Genomic DNA, 15,348 nt, shown 5'->3' with positions numbered 1-15,348 from the left:
GGAACAGCCGATTCCCGTTCGATCTACGGCTGTCGGGGGAGTCCCTGCCCGCCCAGCCCGGCGAGCCCGCCGCTACTCTGGGAGATGTTGAACGCCATCACGAGGTCGGTCTGGGAGAGCAGGCCGACGAGGTTCCCGTCCTCGTCGGCGACGGGGAGCCGGCCCGTGCGGTGGGCCTGGATGGCGTCGAGCGCGTCCATCAGTTCGCTGTCGGGGGAGAGCGTGGGGACGTCGTAGTTCATCACGTCCTCGACGAGGTAGGCGTCACGCTCGACTTCGGGGACGGATTTGGTGTCGTCGAGCGTGACCATGCCGACGAACTCCCCGTTGCGCAGCACGGGGTAGCCGACGTGGCGCTCCCGGAGCATGCGCTGGATGAGTTCGGCGACGGTGGTCTCCTCGTCGACGGTCTGGAGCTCCGCGGCGGGCGTCATGATCTCCCGAACGGTCACGCCCTCGAACGCCGCCTTCACCACGGTGCGCTGGGCCTCGCTGGAGGCGCCCATGTAGATGAAGAAGGCGATCGCGACGAAGATCAGGTCGAACCGGAGCAGTCCGATGAACCCCAGCAGGATCGCGAACCCCTTGCCGACGGTCGCCGCGATCTGGGTCGCGCGGACGTGCGAGCGGTTCCGCGCGAGCAGCGCCCGCAGCACGCGCCCGCCGTCCATCGGGAACCCCGGCAGCATGTTGAACGCCGCGAGCATGACGTTCACCAGCGCGAGGTAGCCGAACACGAACTGGACGGCGGGGAGGCTCCCGGGTGTCGCGACGAACGCCGCGTAGGAGAGCACGCCGACGCCGACGCTCACGATCGGCCCCGCAACGGCGACCGAGAACTCCTGTTTCCAGTCCTCGGGCATCTCGGTGAACTGGGCGACCCCGCCCAGCAGCCAGAGCTTGATGGAGTCGATCTCGAACCCGTAGCGCATCGCGACCAGCGAGTGACCCAGTTCGTGCAGCAGTACGCCCACGAACAGGCCGATCGCCGACGCCGACCCCAGTATCCAGGGCGTGTTCCCCTCGGTCAGGGGCGCCGTCCCTGGCACGTCCGTCGGGAGGATGCCGAGTATCTCGACCCAGAACTCGACCTGTGAGCCGATCACCCACGCGAACAGCGGGAGCACCAGCAGGAACGTCACGTCGATCTTGATCGGGATTCCGTAGATCCGCCCGATCTGGAAGCTCGCCATGGGAAACGTACTGTGCGACCGCAAGTAAAACGACTGGTCACCCCATCTACACGGCCTCGACGCGCTCGAACAGGTAGGTGCCGAGCGCGACGGTGACGATCGAGGAGACGACGAGCGCGCCGAGGTCGAGCGCGAGCGGGAACCGCGAGCTCCCCACCAGCACCGCCCGGAGCCCGTCGACGCCGTAGGTCAGCGGGTTCGCGAGCGCGATCGCTCCAACTGCGTCGGGGAGGCTCGATAGCGGGTAGATCGCGCCCGAGAGGAAGAAGATCGGGAAGATCACGAACTGGACGACCAGCCCGAACCCCTCGCTGTCGCTGAACTGCGACGCCAGCGCGACGCCGAAGCCGACGAACGTGGTCGCGATCAACAGCAGCACGACGACCGCCATCGGCAGGGCGAGCAGGCTCCGGATCTCGAACCCCAGCGGGATCGACAGCAGGAGGATCAGCGCCGCCTGCACCAGCGCGGTCGTCGAGCCGCCGGCGATCCGCCCGAGCACGATCGACGTGCGGCTGACGGGCGCGACGAGGATCTCCTTCAGGAAACCGACCTCCTGGTCCGCGAGGATCGACATGCCGGCGAAGGAGGCGCCGAACAGCATCGTGAACCCGACCATCCCGGGGACGAGGTACTGGAGGTAGTCGACGCCCTCGGGCAGCCCGGGGATCGCCGCGCCGCTGAAGCCGAAGCCGAGGAAGACGAGAAACAGCAGCGGCATCGCGATCGAGCCGACGATCCGTGAGGGCGTCCGGGCGAAGCGCTTCACGTCCCGGAGCCAGAGCGCGTAGATCGCCAGCGGGCCGACGCGCCTCATCGGTCACCCCCGGCGGTGCCGACGACCGCCTCCCCGTCGTCCGACGCCGTGCCGTCGGCCTCGCGCTCGGCCATCGTCGCCCCCGTGAGCGAGAGGAACGCCGTTTCGAGGTTTGGTTCGCGCACGTCGACGGCAGTGACCGGGACGCCGGCGTCGTCGGCCAGCCGGACGAGATCCGCGATGCGCTGCCGGCCGTGATCGACCGTGATCCGCAGGCCGCCGTCGTCGGCCGAGAACTCAGACACCCACGACTGCGCCGCGAGTCGGTCCCGAAGCGCGTCCGTCCGTCCGTCGAGTTCGAGGCTGACCACGTCGCCGCCGATCGACTCGGTGAGCGCGTCCGGCGAGTCGATCGCGGCGATATCGCCGTCGTCGACGACCGCGACGCGGTCACAGAGCTGTTCGGCCTCCTCGATGTAGTGGGTCGTCAGCACGACCGAGACGCCGGCCTCCTCGTTGAGCCGGCGGATGTACTCCCAGGAGTCACGGCGCGTCCGCGCGTCGAGTCCCGTGGTCGGCTCGTCGAGGAACAGCACGGCCGGCTCGTGGAGCAGCCCGCGGCCGATCTCCAGCCGCCGCTTCATGCCGCCGGAGTAGGTGCCCACGGGGTCGTCTCGTTCGTCCTCGAGCCCCACGAGATCGAGGATCTCGTCGATGCGCTCCTCGCGCTCGCTCGCGGACTGCCCGTACAGCCGGGAGTGGAAGGCGAGGTTCTCCGCGCCGGTGAGCTCCTCGTCGAGCGCCTGCTCCTGAAACACGATCCCGATGCTGTTGCGGACCGCCGCGGTGTCGTCGACGATGTCGTGCCCGTCGACGGTCGCTGTCCCCTCGGTGGGCCCGAGCAGCGTCACGAGCATGTTGATCAGCGTCGACTTGCCCGCGCCGTTGGGGCCGAGCAAGCCGAACAGTTCCCCGTCCTCGACGGTGAACGAGAGGCCGTCCACCGCGACCGTCTCGTCGAAGCGCTTGGTGAGGCCATCGACCTGAATCGCCGCCATCGGGCTGAATAAACGTTCAACGGGGAAGTAGCTGCCGGCACGGGGAGCGATCGATCGGCTCGCGAATGAAATTCGATATCGCTCTCTCGGGTTTATCGGTCCAGATACTCCTGTTGGATCGCGACGGCCTCCGCGGAGTCCGCACACTCCGAGTAACGCTGGAGGGGTTCCTCGTTGAGTTCGAGGAACGTCTCGCCCCACGTGAACTTCGCGAGGATCTCCTCGGCATGGTCCTTCTCGCCCAGGATCACGAGCGCGCCGGCGAACGCCTCGACGGTCGTGAGCTGCATCGGCTTCCCGAAGTTCACGGGGTTGGCGGCGACGAGGTAGGGGAGCGCGCGGTGGTCGCCGTCGATCGTGAACTGCTTCTCACCGGCGGACTCCCACGAGCAGTCGAGCGCGACCAGAGCGTGCTCGGCGGCCTCGCGGTCGGCGGGCGAGAGCGCGCGCTCGGCGTGGGGGTTGAGCACGACCCCGTACGGCGTCGCGCGGTCCGAGCGGTGCAGTTCGGCGAGGTCGAACCGCGCGAGCTTCCGGGCGGTACACTTCTCGGGGTCGTCGTCGCCCTCGTACCGGACGTGCAGGTCCACACCCACGCTCGGCGCCCGAGCGACAAATGCCCCCCGGAGACCCGCGCCTTCTTGGCCCCACTGGCCGGACGTGAGGTATGAGCCACACCGAGCCGGTGGAGCGCTACTACGAGGCCATCGACGCGATGGACGCCGACGGGCTCGCGGCCGTGCTCGCCCGCGATTTCCGCCACGACCGCCCGGACCGGACGATCGAGGGTCGCGATCGGTTCGTCGCGTTCATGACGGACGAACGGCCTCGGACCGACACGGTTCACGCGGTGGACACGCTGTTCCTGCCCGAAACCGACGGCGACGACGCTCGCGGACGCGAGGTCGCGGCCCACGGCCAACTGTTCGCCGAGGACGGCGAGGAGCTGTTCGCGTTCGTGGACCTGTTCACCGTCGAGGGCGGGAAAATCGTCGATCTGCGGACGTTTACCAAATAGCGCTCAGTTCCCGTCGCCGACCGCGCTCTCGCCGACCGGCTCCTGGCCCTCGATGACCTCCTGCCCGCCCATGTACGGCTGGAGCGGTTCGGGCACGTCGACGGTGCCGTCGTCGTTCTGGTAGTACTCCAGAATCGCCACCAGTACGCGCGGGACGGCGACGCCCGAGCCGTTGAGCGTGTGGAGGTACTCCGCCGACTCGTGCTGTTCGGGCCGGTACTGGATCCCCGCCCGTCGGGCCTGGAAATCTCGGAAGTTCGACACCGACGAGACTTCGAGCCAGCGGCCGCCCTGCTCCGGGCCGTCGTCCATGTCGTCGCCGGGGGCCCAAACTTCGAGGTCGTACTGCTTGGCCTGCGTGAAGCCGAGGTCCCCGGTACAGATTTCGAGCACACGGTAGGGCAGCCCCAGTGCCTGCAGCACCGACTCCGCTTCGCTCAACAGCCCTTCGAAGCGCTCGTCGCTCTCCTCGGGCCGGACGAAGTTGACCATCTCCACCTTGTTGAACTGATGGACCCGGACGATGCCCCGCGTCTCGGTGCCGTGTTCACCGGCCTCCTGCCGGAAGTTCGGCGAGTACGCCTGATACTTCAGCGGGAGATCGTCGTCGAGCAGGATCTCGTCGCGGTGGAGGTTCGTGACGGGGACTTCGGCGGTCGGGAGCAGCCACAGGTCGTCGTCGTCGTACTGCTCGTCGTGGCTGCCTTCGAGGCGGTAGGCGTCCTCGGTGAACTTCGGGAACTGGCCGGTCCCCTCCATCGACTTGCTGTTGACGGGGATCGGCGGGAACACGTCGGTGTACCCCTGCTCGCGGTGGGTCTCGAGGAAGAACTGGATCAGCGCGTGTTCGAGCCGGGCGCCCTCACCCTTTGCGAAGTAGTAGCCGCCGCCGCTGACCTTCGCGCCGCGCTCGAAGTCGAGGATGTCCAGCTCCTCGCCGAGGTCGTAGTGTGGCGTCACCTCGTTGGGCAGCTCCCGCAGGTCGTCGAACCCCTCGCGCCGACGCTCGACGTTCTCGCTCTCGTCTGCCCCACGGGCCACATCGTCGTCGGGGAGCATCGGGATGCGCATCATGCGCTGTTCGAGTTCGGCTTCGAGCTCGTCGGCGCGGTCCTCCACCTCGTCGAGGCGTTCCTTGAGTTCGCTCGATCGGTCGATTGCCGCCTGAGCCTCTTCCTCCTCACCCTCGCGTTTGAGCTCGCCGATCTCCCGGCTGACCTCGTTGCGCTCGTGTCGGAGGTCGTCGCCCTCGGCTTTCAGGTCGCGCCACTCGTCGTAGATCTCGAGGATCTCGTCGAGGTCCACGTCGTCGACTCCCTTGGCGTCGAGCGCGTCCCGGACGCGCTCTGGCTCCTCCCGGAGCGTCTGTCGGCTGATCATGGGCGGGCTTCTCGGTGATTCGGGAAAACCGTGTCGGGTCGATGGGAATCAGTGGCAGTCGTGGATGTCGGTTGTTGGGGTGGTACGAGCGACGGAACGGTATGCGGACCATCGGCAACGGCAACCGCAACAGCATCTCGGTGCTAGACCACTTGTGACGGCAGTGCGCCGGGCATGAAGCCCGGCACAGCGCCGAGTCCCCACCCCTCCCCCCGCGGCCGGCGACGATCGCCGTCATCAGAGATCGGAGATTTCTGATTGGCAGACGAGAGCTTCGCTCTCGTCGACGGCCGCGAGGCGTCCACCGCCACCGCACCGCTGAGGCGGTCGGCGCGCGACGTGAGCAGGGCGGGACCGGCGGTCCCGGGCAGTGCGGGCGACGCGTGGGTCGCCCGCACGACGCCTCCGTGGGCGAACGAGCGCGCGAGGTCCTCGTGAGTGAACCGAACGAGGGCACGAGGGAGCTCCGCTCCCTCGGAGGACGAGTGACCGAGCGAAGCCAGGGAAGGAGTCGGCTGGGGAGGGGAGAGGGCGGTGCGGTCGCAAGTGGTCGACGGTCGAGGCGCTGTTGCTGTGGGGTTCCGCCAGAACGACCAACCAAACCCCGAATCAGTCCTTCGCCGCGAAAAACGCGTCCAGCCCGTTCCGCGTGATCCGCACGTCGATCGTTCCGGTCCCAGTCACGTCAACCCGCAGGACGTCCTCGTAGGGACCGGCGACGACGTGGACCCGGGTGGGGATCGGCGCCGCCCCCTCGTCGGGGGAGGGAGCCACGTCCGGAACCAACTGCCGGGAGCCCGGCGGGACCGTCCCCTCGAAGTCCGGCTCGGGGGGATCGCTGCCGTCGTACTCGGCGACGGGCGTCACCGTCGCGGTCACGTCCCGCGCGCCGCCGCTGCGGTTCTCGATAGCCAGTTCGACCAAGTCGTTGGTGAGCGACGTACAGCCGGCGAGCGCGAGCGCGACCGGGAGGGGGAGGAACGAACGGCGTGAGAGCGCCATCACCGACTGTCGGGGTTCAGGAGAGAAACCGTCGTCGGTATCGGTCGTCGACGCGAGGACCCGACAGGGGGTGCACGGCTACCGCGGGTCGCACGCACCCCGTCTCGCACGGCTCAGTCTGTTCGCCGTTCCCCGGGGGCAGTTTGCCTCCCCTCCGGGGGGTTTTCTGCCTCACTACTCCTCGGGGTGGGCCCACTTCATCGCCTCGCGGACCGCCTCCTTCCGGCCGATGAACGTCACGCGGTCGCCGCGTTCGAGCGTGAAGTCGGCCTCGGGGACGAACGCCTCCTCTCCCCGACAGACCAGCCCGATCAGGCAGCCCTCGGGGAGCTGTGGGCCGAGATCGCGGATCGTCTCGCCGATCAGCGGGTCCGCGGTGACTTCGATCTCCTGCACGTCGCCGGACTCGCCGATCCCCTGCATCCAGTTGGCGAGCGCCGGGCGCTCGATGTAGTTGTCCATGGCCTGTGCGGTGGCCATCGCCGAGGAGATCGTCCGGACGCCAAGCTCCTCGAAGGCCTCGACGTTCTCGGGGTTGTTCGTCCGCGCGATCACGCGCTCCGGCGAGAACTTCGACTGGGAGAGCTGGGAGATCAGCAGGTTCGCGTCGTCGTCGCCGGTGGCAGCGACGATGATCTTGGCGTTGTCCGCGCCGGCCGACCGGAGCACCTCGGTGTCGGTGCCGTCGCCGTGGTGGGCGGTGAACCCGGCGTCGCGGGCTGTCTGGATCCGGTCCTGGTTGTTCTCCACGATGACGACGTTCTCGCCTCGGTCTTCGAGGCGGGTCGCGAGCTCGCGCCCGACCGACCCGCCCCCGACGATGATGACTCGCATGGGTATGACGTTGAGTTTCTCCGCGATCTGGCGGGCAAGCCCCGCCTCGAACAGCACGGTCAGCAGGATAGTCAGGAAGACGGTGCCGACGAGCACGTCGGCCGCCTCGGGCATCCCGATCGCCTCGCTCCGGAGCTCGATAGCGAACAGCGTCGCCACCGACGCCGGGATGATCCCGCGCGGGCCGACGAAGCTCATGAACAGCTTCTCCTCCGTGGTGATCCGGTCGCCCGCGCTGGAGACGAACACCAGGAGGGGCCGGAGCACCAGCGCGACGACGACGACGACACCGATCCCGGCCAGCCCGAGATCGAGCAGCACCTCGAAGTCCAGCAGCGCCGCCAGCGTGATGAACACGAACGAGAGCACGATCAGCGTCACGTCGCCTTTGAACGCCGAGATCTCCTCCTCGTAGGGGACGTCGGCGTTGCCGAGCAGGATCCCCGCGACGGCGACGGCGGCGACGCCGGCCTCGCTGGCGAGGTAGTTCGCGGCGGCGTAGGCGACGAGCGCGCCAGCGAGTACCAGTAGCCGGGCGTTTCGGGGCGCGTTTCCGGGAGAGAGGTCGACGTACTGCAGCATGTAGTACAGCAGCCCGGCGACCGCGATACCGACCAACAGCCCGTAGCCGAGCCGCTCGGCGAACAGGGTCACGAGCGCGCTGGGGCCCGACGCGCCGGTGGTGATGATCTCGAAGATCACCACCGCGGAGATCGCGGCGGTCACGTCGTTGACGATCCCCTCGGTGTCGAGTGCGACGCCGACGCGGTCCCGAACCGGAACCACGTCGAGGATCGGCGCGATGACGGTCGGCCCGGTCGCGACGAGTAGCGAGCCGACGAGGAACGCGACGAGCCAGCCGACCCCGAGCAGGTAGTGGACCGCCACGCCCGTCCCGATCAGCGCGATCACGGCGCCGACAGTGACGAGTCGGAACGCCGTCTTCGGCGCCTCCCGGATCTCCTCGATCCGGAGGTGGAACGCGCCCTCGAAGACGATGATCGCGACGGAGAGCCCGACGATGGCCGACAGCGCGGCTGTCCCGAACTCCTCGGGGTTGAGCAGCCCGGTCACTTCCGGGCCGAGCAGGATCCCCGCCGCGATCAGGAAGACGATGCTCGGTACCCGGAAGCGGTCCGAGAGCACCTGTGCGATCACGCCGATACCGACGATCCCGGCAACGACCGCGATCAGCACGGCTGCCTCGTTCCCGGCCATCTACGGCACCTCGGCTATCGCGAGTCCGTTCGCCCTCACACGGTGAAAGTCCAGTGGGCGCGGCTTAAGGCTGACTACCGCGGCCGGTTACTCGTAGAGGTCTTCGACCTCGTCGCTCCAGCGATCGAGAATCTTCCGCCGTTTCTTCTTCATCGTCGGCGTCAGCAGGTCGTTCTCGGGGGTGAACTCCTCGGGCACCAGCCGGAACTGCTTGATCTGCTCGTGGCTCTCGAACCCGTCGTTGATGGTCGCTACCTCCTGCTGGATCCGGTCGCGGACGCGGTCGTCGTGGCAGAGCTCGGCGTCGTCTGCGGGGAGGTCCAGCCCTTCGCGCTCGCCCCACGATCGAACGGCGTCGAACGCGGGGACGATCAGCGCGCCGACGAACTTCCGGGCGTCGCCGACGACCATCGCCTGCTCGATCAGCTCGTTGTCGGCGAACGCGTCCTCGATGGGGCCCGGCGGCACCATCTTCCCCGTCGACAGCTTCAGCAGCTGTTTGGCTCGCTCGCGGAACGCGATGTAGCCGTCGGGGCGGATTTCGACGACGTCGCCGGTCCGGAACCACGGCTCACCACCGTCGTCGGCCTCATCAGCCTCGACGAACGCCTCGTCGGTGGCCTCGGGCTTCTCCCAGTAGCCGTCGGTGACGTTCGGCCCGCGGACGAGCAGTTCGCCGGTGTCACCCGCGATGTCGTCGCCCATCACGCCGATGGACGTATCGAGTTTCGTCTCCACGTCGACGACCGGCGGGCCGATCGTGCCGGGGTTGGGGTCCTCGATGGGGTTGACGCTGAGCACGGGCGCGGTCTCCGTGAGCCCGTACCCCTCGAGGATCGGGATCCCCATCCCGTGGAACAGCCGACAGAGGTCCTCCGAGAGGCTGCCGCCGCCGGAGACGAAGAAGTCGACGTTGTCCCCCAGCGCCTCGCGGACACTGGAGTAGACCAGCTTGTCGCCGATGTCGTGTTTCAGCGAGAGCAGCGTGCCGGGGTTCTCGGCCCGCTCGTACTCGCGGGCCACGTCGACGGCCCACTCGAAGATGCGCTGCTTGATCGGCGACTCGCTGGCCTGCTCCCGCACGGCGGCGTACAGCTTCTCGTACACGCGCGGGACGCTAGTGAACGTCGTCGGCTCAACGAGTTTGAAGTCCTCCCGGAGGGTGTCCGGGCTCTCGGCGTAGGCGATGGTCGCCCCGGCCGCGAACATCAGGAAGTGACCGGAGAGGCGCTCGAACACGTGGGCCAACGGCAGGAACGAGAGCGCCATCGTGTCGGTGTCGGTCGTCGGCATGTCGGGATCGCGGTCCGGGCGCGGGCCGAACCGCCGGAAACACTGGTTCACGTTCGACCGGAAGTTCCAGTGGGTGAGCTCGACGCCCTTCGGCTGGCCGGTCGTGCCGGAGGTGTAGACGAGGCTCGCGAGATCGTCGCCGTCGCGCTCGTCGAGCCAGCCCTCGTAGGCGTCCTCGTCGAACGCGTCGGCGCCGCGCTCGTGGAGCTGCCCCAGCGTGAGCACGTCGTCGCGGTCCCGCACCGCCGCCGCAGCGCCGCTGCCGTCGGCGGGCTCGTCCATCACGACGATAAACGAGAGGTCCAGCTCGTCCTCGACGTTCAGCACCTTGTGCAGCAGGTCGCCGTTCTCGACGACCACGCCCTCCGAGCCGGCGTCGCCCAGCAGGTACTCGGTCTGGCGCTCCGAGGAGCCGCTGTAGACGGTGTTGACCACGCCGCCGGCGGCGAGCACGCCGAAGTCGCTCTGGGCCCACTCCATCCGGGTGTTGGCGAACAGCCCTACACGATCGCCGGCCTCGATCCCGAGCTCACGGAAGCCGGTCGCGAGGTGGCGGACGATCTCGCGTGTCTCCTCGTAGCGTAGTTCGGCGTAGTCGCCCGCGGGCGCCTCGGAGATCGCGCCCTCGGCGACCAGCGAGCGGTCGTAGATCCCCCCTTTGTAGCGCTGGGCCACCTCCCCGGCGTTGCGCTCGGCGCTGGCCTCGAACATCGCCGGCAGCGTGTCGTCGTCGATGACGGGGTGGTCGAACCCCTGTTCGGCGTCGCGAATGTCCATAAGGTGCGGGTGAGCGGGGAGCGACCATAAAGCTCCGTACACGACGGGGGTGTTGCTCGGGGTTGATTCGCGGGGCGTCGACGGCGGTTTCGGCCACGCGAGTTCCGTTTCTCGGCGTTGTTTCTCGCTCGGCGGCATATCGGCGAAAACGACCGACGGAACCGGTTTCGGCGGCCGCATCAAGAGTCGATTACGGCGCACTCAGACCGGGTCTGTGGGTCCGGGAGTCGTTCTCAAACGGGGGCTGATACATCTTGTATATCCAACTAGTTCGGCCTGAATCGTGTCAGATGAATCAATACTACTTACAAAGGGGGGTATGTGGGGAATGAAGCGTTCCCGGAAGACCGGGGGCGTGACGAGGTACTACGACAATGGATCGACGGAAGTTCATCGCTGGTCTGGGATCGCTTACCGCCGCTGGTGCGGCGGGCATTGGTACGGGCGCGTTCACAGGTGTCCGGGCGAGTCGTGACGTTTCTCTTGAAGTGTCGGGTGACGGGAATGCCTATCTTGGCCTCCAACCGACTAGCGAATACGCATCCTTCGACGGGGATGGGGCACTAACTCTGGACTTTACGTCGGATGGGGACGGTGATGGTGGCCTGAATCCGGATGCGAACACCAACTTCAACGACCTATTCACGATCACTAACAACGGATCTGAAACAGTGGCGGTTTGGTTTAATACTGGGAAGCCAAACGCGCCCGGCGCAGGTAGTTCGGAGCCAACATTCCATGACGAGCTCGCTGACCTGTTGAATGTCTCTCCATCTGGACTCAACCCTGGTGGAGGACGAGGCGCAAACTATGGGTTCTATCGATCGGATCTGGACAGTGCAGACGAAAACTTCGACGACGTTACGTGGTCACCTTCAAATCAGGGCACAGTGAACGGTAGCTGGGAAGTTGCTCTTCCGCCCGGAACCACCGTTAGTGTTGGGTTCTGGCTTACCGTTCCTCCTGGCTCCGACTATAACGCCGATATGAGTGGTTCAATTAAGATATTTGCTTACACTGAAGACCAGGCCGAAAGCTCGTAGATGAGTTTACTGATGGCTACGATACCGTAGCCATCCCTTGCTCAACCAAAATGAGACGCCGCAAATTAATTATTGAATTCGGTTCGCTCACCACCGTGTTAGCGGCCGGAATCGGTGCGGGAGCGTTTACAAACGTGAGCGCCAGCCGAAATATGCAAGTGAGCGTCGTCAACGACGCGAACGCATATCTGCGTCTAGTTCCCGTACCGGACAGCGAAAATGCGGCGTTTGTTGATCCGGTTGAGGGAAAACTGAGTGTCGACATGTCGTCAAGTAATGAGGAGGTGCTTGGGAACGGCGTAAACGCGAACGCCGTAACCGAGTTTGACGACCTGTTTCGGATCGAAAATCAGGGAACCCAACCCGTCTACGTCTGGCTGGCCGAGGACGGCGGCCGGAACGGGAGCAAACAGCACGCGTTCTACGTCGGCTCGTGGAGCGACGACGCCACCGCGATTAGCCTCGCGAACTTCAACGGCGACCTCGACGCGCTGAAGCCTGACGGCCGACAACGCCAGCCGCAGTACGACGCCGGCGTCGACACCGCCGCGGTCGAGCTCGGCGTCGGCGACCACATGGACGTGGGGCTCGTCGTCGACACGCCGGAAGGCAGCGCGGGGAGCCGCGTACTCAAGGACGGGCAGGGGCCGACGATCCACGCGACTGCCGAACAGTCTTCGCTCGCGGACGTGCTGACGCCGGCGGTGACACCGGACTGATTCGCGCCTCGTTCTGTATGCCGACGGGATACGCCGAAATCTCGTAACGACCAGAGTCTGACGGGTTCGATCGATCCGGTACGAGACGTCTCAGGGGGAGCCATACAGCACGGAACGAACGACAGACTGACGCTGAACGGAGTCAACGGACGCAATACTACCTCCCCGTAGTGGCCTCGAACAGAGGAAACGTTCCGGTGCGGATCGGGGCGTTAACGAGGCACGAACCACAATGCAACGACGGAAGTTCATCGCTGGACTGGGATCGCTCACCGCCGCCGGGGCGGCAGGAATCAGCACCGGCGCGTTCACAAGCGTCCAAGCCGACCGAAACGTCGCCGTCGAGGTCGCCGACGACAGCGATGCGTTCCTTCAGCTGGAGCCCGCCGACGGGCCGAACGGCGAGTACGCCACGACTAGCGGCGGAACGCTCGCCATCGACCTCTCCGGGAGCAACCCGACCGATGCTGGCGGGACGGGAGTGAACACGAGGGCAATCACCGTGATCGAACGCATGTTCGCTATCGAGAACCAGGGGACGCAGGCGGTGGACGTGACCCTCGCCCCGGACTTCTTGATGTCGAACGCCGCCGGTGATTCGATGTTCGCGTACATCTATCCGGAGGACGAGTCCGAGGAGATCCTGGGTAGCGACAGCGACGGAGTCGAGGCTGACGGTATCGATCCGGTGACCCTCGGCGTGGGTGACCGCGAGCACTACGACGTGTACGTGAGCACGACCACGACCGACGCTCCGCCCATCGACGGCAGCATCACGATCGAAGCCGAGGCGTCCTCGACGTAGTTCGTCTCGCACGACAGTATCGATCGTGTCGACCGTTCTGGGACGAGGATCGAGTCGGAGAGTACTGTGAGAATCTACGTAATTCTTCCACCACCGAGCAGCCCTCACTCGGCGACGTACTGACGCGGATAGGTCACGAGAATACCCCTCATTTCGAAACACAGGCTGGATCTGGGGTGTTTCAGGAGATGTCTGTCGGGATATCCGAGTCTGGTAACGATCGCTTGTTCCCTGTCAGAGGTTCCCATACTTCGTGAGCCGAGTGGACAGGATCGTGCTGATTTCCGTCAGCGAACTCAATACTACTTACCAACGGGGGTATGTGGTGAACGAAGCGTTCCCGGGGCAGCTCGGGGCGCGAACGAGGTCAAACCACAATGGAACGACGCAAGTTCATCGCTGGTCTGGGATCGCTCACTGCCGCCGGTGCGGCGGGCATTAGCACGGGCGCGTTCACTAGTGCAACTGCAGAACGTGACGTTGCAGTTAACGTTGCTTCTGGTGACGAATCAGCATACGTAGGGATCGAAGCTCTTGAAGGGCCGAACGATGTTTTTGTGGATCAAGACGGATCCTCTGGAGGCGGGTTATCCGTTAGTTTCGCGGATACGGCAGTCGGCGGCGATGGTGTCAACGAAGACGGCGAGTTCCTGTTCGACAACCTGTTCGAGATCAGGAACCAGGGGACTCAGCCGGTGTGGATCTGGACGGAGGGAGGTGGCAGTATCAAGCCCTACGTGATGGACGGAGAAGGAATGGGCGGCGACGGAGACCGTCGTGCGATCGAGGTCGGTAGCGCCGATCAAGGGGAGTACCACCTCGGGCCTCGCGGCATGGCCTTCCACTACTTCGTGGGAGAGAAGAAGAAAGTCGGGTTCGAAGTGAATTCGTCCGGCGTAGCAACGGACAGCGATATCGGTGGCAACCTGAAGATTCACGCGGCTGCGAACAAGTCGGACGTTCCGAACCCCGGTGGGTTCGACGTTCAGAACGCTCCGTGACTGAAGAGGTTCAGTAACAGGGCATTACCCTCGCTCCCTGTGATTTCTCCTTCGTTCGGCGATTCGTTCGCATCACCACTGACGGCCGGTCCGCCACCGAACGGACCACTGTTCGGACGGAGAGAGACAGTTCGTCGAATTCAGTACCGACGCCGAGACCCGCCCCTTACTCCGTTTGCTCCCTCAGATACGCCAACACGCCCCGTGTATTAAGCCGCATCTCCGCCTCGGCCTTCCGCTGGCCCCACACCTCGGCGCCAGCCATCTCGTCCGCATGCCCAACGAAGTGCTCGATCACCGCCTCCTCGTCCGCCAACTCGGCCCGCTTCCGTCTCACAGCCTCGACCCACTCCATCAGCGTGCGCTTGTACCCCTGCAGCTGCTCCTCGTCGAACGCCCGCGGGCCGAAGTGCGAGAACGCCAGGATCTCCGGCTCCAGGTCCGCGATGGTCGACACGTCCCGGCGGGCCTGATCCAGGTCGAACTGCGGCGGCGGGCTGGTCTCCCGGATCGTGTCCACCTCGGGGACGTAGATCCCCGCGGCGTCGCCGGTGAAGACGATCCCCGCGTCGGCGTCGTGGAACACGTGCTGGTGGGGGGCGTGCCCCGGCGCCTCGTGGGCGGTGAGCGTTCGGTCGCCGAGATCCACCGCGTCGCCGTCCGCGAGGCGGGTGACTCGTTCGTCCGGGATCGGCTCGGGTTCGGCGTAGTACTGCCACTGGTCGCCGACCGCGTCCTTCGTGCCGGCGACGAGGCGCTCGGGGTCGATCAGGTGCCGCGCACCGCGCTCGTGGACGTACGCCTGCGCGTCGGGGTAGTCTTCGAGCAGATGCCCGGCGCCCCCGGCGTGGTCGAGGTGGACGTGGGTGAGCACCACCGCGTCCAGCGCGTCGATGCCGAGTTCGTCGAGTGCGCCGGCGATCTGTTCGTAGTCGCCGCCCGTGCCGGAGTCGACGACGGCGGTTCGTTCGCCGTCGATGACGTAGACGGAGCCGTACTGGGGCGTGTCGTACATCCCGGTGTCGACGTAGTGGACGTTCTCGGTGCCCGCGACTGCCTGAACGTCGCCGATGGCCATACGTTGGTGGCCGGCGGGACGGGAGAAAACGATTCTGGTGGCTTCTCGGTAGTTGGTACTGGGGAGGTCTAGACGCGTGACGGTATCTGGATCGTTGGCTAGTGGGACAGCGACCGGGACGGCGACGAAATCTCGATCGTTGGCAACTGAAACAGCAACCGCGACGGCGACA

General features: G+C 66.1%; 14 protein-coding genes. 5 read left to right on the top strand and 9 right to left on the bottom strand.

Annotated features, from left to right (window positions below):
* Nucleotides 1-23: 23 nt before the first annotated feature.
* The 4 genes from BN1959_RS01455 to BN1959_RS01440 form a co-directional block, all read right to left on the bottom strand.
* The gene (locus tag BN1959_RS01455) at nt 24-1,193 is read right to left on the bottom strand and encodes a CBS domain-containing protein (RefSeq protein ID WP_053946956.1); all 1,170 of its coding nucleotides are present in this window, start codon (nt 1,191-1,193) and stop codon (nt 24-26) included.
* A 46-nt stretch (nt 1,194-1,239) separates the two neighbouring features.
* Nucleotides 1,240-2,010: an ABC transporter permease gene (locus BN1959_RS01450; RefSeq protein ID WP_053946955.1), complete on the bottom strand. Its 771-nt coding sequence runs from the start codon at nt 2,008-2,010 to the stop codon at nt 1,240-1,242.
* Complete coding sequence (locus tag BN1959_RS01445; protein ID WP_053946954.1) at nt 2,007-3,008, bottom strand: ABC transporter ATP-binding protein; 1,002 nt, start codon at nt 3,006-3,008, stop codon at nt 2,007-2,009. Before BN1959_RS01445 ends, BN1959_RS01450 begins: the two co-directional genes overlap by 4 nt.
* Before the next feature lie 92 nt (nt 3,009-3,100).
* Entirely contained in the window at nt 3,101-3,598 is a 498-nt protein-coding gene (locus BN1959_RS01440) for a DUF367 family protein (protein ID WP_053946953.1), read from the bottom strand.
* 77 nt (nt 3,599-3,675) lie between these two features.
* On the opposite strand from BN1959_RS01440, the gene BN1959_RS01435 reads away from it, so the two are divergent.
* Nucleotides 3,676-4,026, top strand: a complete 351-nt coding sequence (locus BN1959_RS01435; RefSeq protein ID WP_053946952.1) for a nuclear transport factor 2 family protein — start codon at nt 3,676-3,678, stop codon at nt 4,024-4,026.
* Between the two features lie 3 nt (nt 4,027-4,029).
* Here BN1959_RS01435 and serS read toward each other — a convergent pair whose 3' ends face one another.
* The 4 genes from serS to BN1959_RS01415 form a co-directional block, all read right to left on the bottom strand.
* Complete coding sequence (gene serS / locus BN1959_RS01430; protein ID WP_053946951.1) at nt 4,030-5,406, bottom strand: serine--tRNA ligase; 1,377 nt, start codon at nt 5,404-5,406, stop codon at nt 4,030-4,032.
* A 609-nt stretch (nt 5,407-6,015) separates the two neighbouring features.
* Nucleotides 6,016-6,408 carry a hypothetical protein gene (locus tag BN1959_RS01425; RefSeq protein ID WP_053946950.1) on the bottom strand — a complete coding sequence of 131 codons (393 nt, stop codon included), beginning with the start codon at nt 6,406-6,408 and terminating at the stop codon, nt 6,016-6,018.
* A 174-nt stretch (nt 6,409-6,582) separates the two neighbouring features.
* The gene (locus BN1959_RS01420; RefSeq protein WP_053946949.1) at nt 6,583-8,460 is read right to left on the bottom strand and encodes a cation:proton antiporter domain-containing protein; all 1,878 of its coding nucleotides are present in this window, start codon (nt 8,458-8,460) and stop codon (nt 6,583-6,585) included.
* A gap of 87 nt (nt 8,461-8,547) precedes the next feature.
* Entirely contained in the window at nt 8,548-10,530 is a 1,983-nt protein-coding gene (locus BN1959_RS01415) for an AMP-dependent synthetase/ligase (protein ID WP_053946948.1), read from the bottom strand.
* A 374-nt stretch (nt 10,531-10,904) separates the two neighbouring features.
* On the opposite strand from BN1959_RS01415, the gene BN1959_RS14595 reads away from it, so the two are divergent.
* The 4 genes from BN1959_RS14595 (at nt 10,905) to BN1959_RS01400 (ending at nt 14,098) form a co-directional block, all read left to right on the top strand.
* Nucleotides 10,905-11,573 carry a DUF1102 domain-containing protein gene (locus BN1959_RS14595; protein WP_154018205.1) on the top strand — a complete coding sequence of 223 codons (669 nt, stop codon included), beginning with the start codon at nt 10,905-10,907 and terminating at the stop codon, nt 11,571-11,573.
* Between the two features lie 263 nt (nt 11,574-11,836).
* Nucleotides 11,837-12,292 carry a hypothetical protein gene (locus tag BN1959_RS01410; protein WP_154018204.1) on the top strand — a complete coding sequence of 152 codons (456 nt, stop codon included), beginning with the start codon at nt 11,837-11,839 and terminating at the stop codon, nt 12,290-12,292.
* A gap of 232 nt (nt 12,293-12,524) precedes the next feature.
* Nucleotides 12,525-13,097, top strand: a complete 573-nt coding sequence (locus tag BN1959_RS01405; protein WP_053946946.1) for a DUF1102 domain-containing protein — start codon at nt 12,525-12,527, stop codon at nt 13,095-13,097.
* A gap of 377 nt (nt 13,098-13,474) precedes the next feature.
* Complete coding sequence (locus BN1959_RS01400) at nt 13,475-14,098, top strand: hypothetical protein (RefSeq protein ID WP_154018203.1); 624 nt, start codon at nt 13,475-13,477, stop codon at nt 14,096-14,098.
* A gap of 166 nt (nt 14,099-14,264) precedes the next feature.
* On the opposite strand, the gene BN1959_RS01395 is transcribed toward BN1959_RS01400, so the two are convergent.
* The gene (locus BN1959_RS01395) at nt 14,265-15,176 is read right to left on the bottom strand and encodes an MBL fold metallo-hydrolase (protein ID WP_053946944.1); all 912 of its coding nucleotides are present in this window, start codon (nt 15,174-15,176) and stop codon (nt 14,265-14,267) included.
* Nucleotides 15,177-15,348 lie beyond the last annotated feature (172 nt).

The sequence above is a fragment of the Halolamina sediminis genome (assembly GCF_001282785.1).
Classification (GTDB): domain Archaea; phylum Halobacteriota; class Halobacteria; order Halobacteriales; family Haloferacaceae; genus Halolamina; species Halolamina sediminis.
This window is presented reverse-complemented; position numbering and strand designations above follow the sequence as displayed.

Bases quoted from the DNA above. Each gene is read 5' to 3' on its own strand.
- BN1959_RS01410 (WP_154018204.1), top strand. From the start codon at position 11,837: ATGTCGTCAAGTAATGAGGAGGTGCTTGGGAACGGCGTAAACGCGAAC.
- BN1959_RS01400 (WP_154018203.1), top strand. From the start codon at position 13,475: ATGGAACGACGCAAGTTCATCGCTGGTCTGGGATCGCTCACTGCCGCC.
- BN1959_RS01405 (WP_053946946.1), top strand. From the start codon at position 12,525: ATGCAACGACGGAAGTTCATCGCTGGACTGGGATCGCTCACCGCCGCC.
- BN1959_RS01455 (WP_053946956.1), bottom strand. From the start codon at position 1,193: ATGGCGAGCTTCCAGATCGGGCGGATCTACGGAATCCCGATCAAGATC.
- BN1959_RS01395 (WP_053946944.1), bottom strand. From the start codon at position 15,176: ATGGCCATCGGCGACGTTCAGGCAGTCGCGGGCACCGAGAACGTCCAC.
- BN1959_RS01415 (WP_053946948.1), bottom strand. From the start codon at position 10,530: ATGGACATTCGCGACGCCGAACAGGGGTTCGACCACCCCGTCATCGAC.
- BN1959_RS01450 (WP_053946955.1), bottom strand. From the start codon at position 2,010: ATGAGGCGCGTCGGCCCGCTGGCGATCTACGCGCTCTGGCTCCGGGAC.
- BN1959_RS01420 (WP_053946949.1), bottom strand. From the start codon at position 8,460: ATGGCCGGGAACGAGGCAGCCGTGCTGATCGCGGTCGTTGCCGGGATC.
- BN1959_RS01435 (WP_053946952.1), top strand. From the start codon at position 3,676: ATGAGCCACACCGAGCCGGTGGAGCGCTACTACGAGGCCATCGACGCG.
- BN1959_RS01425 (WP_053946950.1), bottom strand. From the start codon at position 6,408: ATGGCGCTCTCACGCCGTTCGTTCCTCCCCCTCCCGGTCGCGCTCGCG.
- serS (WP_053946951.1), bottom strand. From the start codon at position 5,406: ATGATCAGCCGACAGACGCTCCGGGAGGAGCCAGAGCGCGTCCGGGAC.
- BN1959_RS01445 (WP_053946954.1), bottom strand. From the start codon at position 3,008: ATGGCGGCGATTCAGGTCGATGGCCTCACCAAGCGCTTCGACGAGACG.
- BN1959_RS14595 (WP_154018205.1), top strand. From the start codon at position 10,905: ATGGATCGACGGAAGTTCATCGCTGGTCTGGGATCGCTTACCGCCGCT.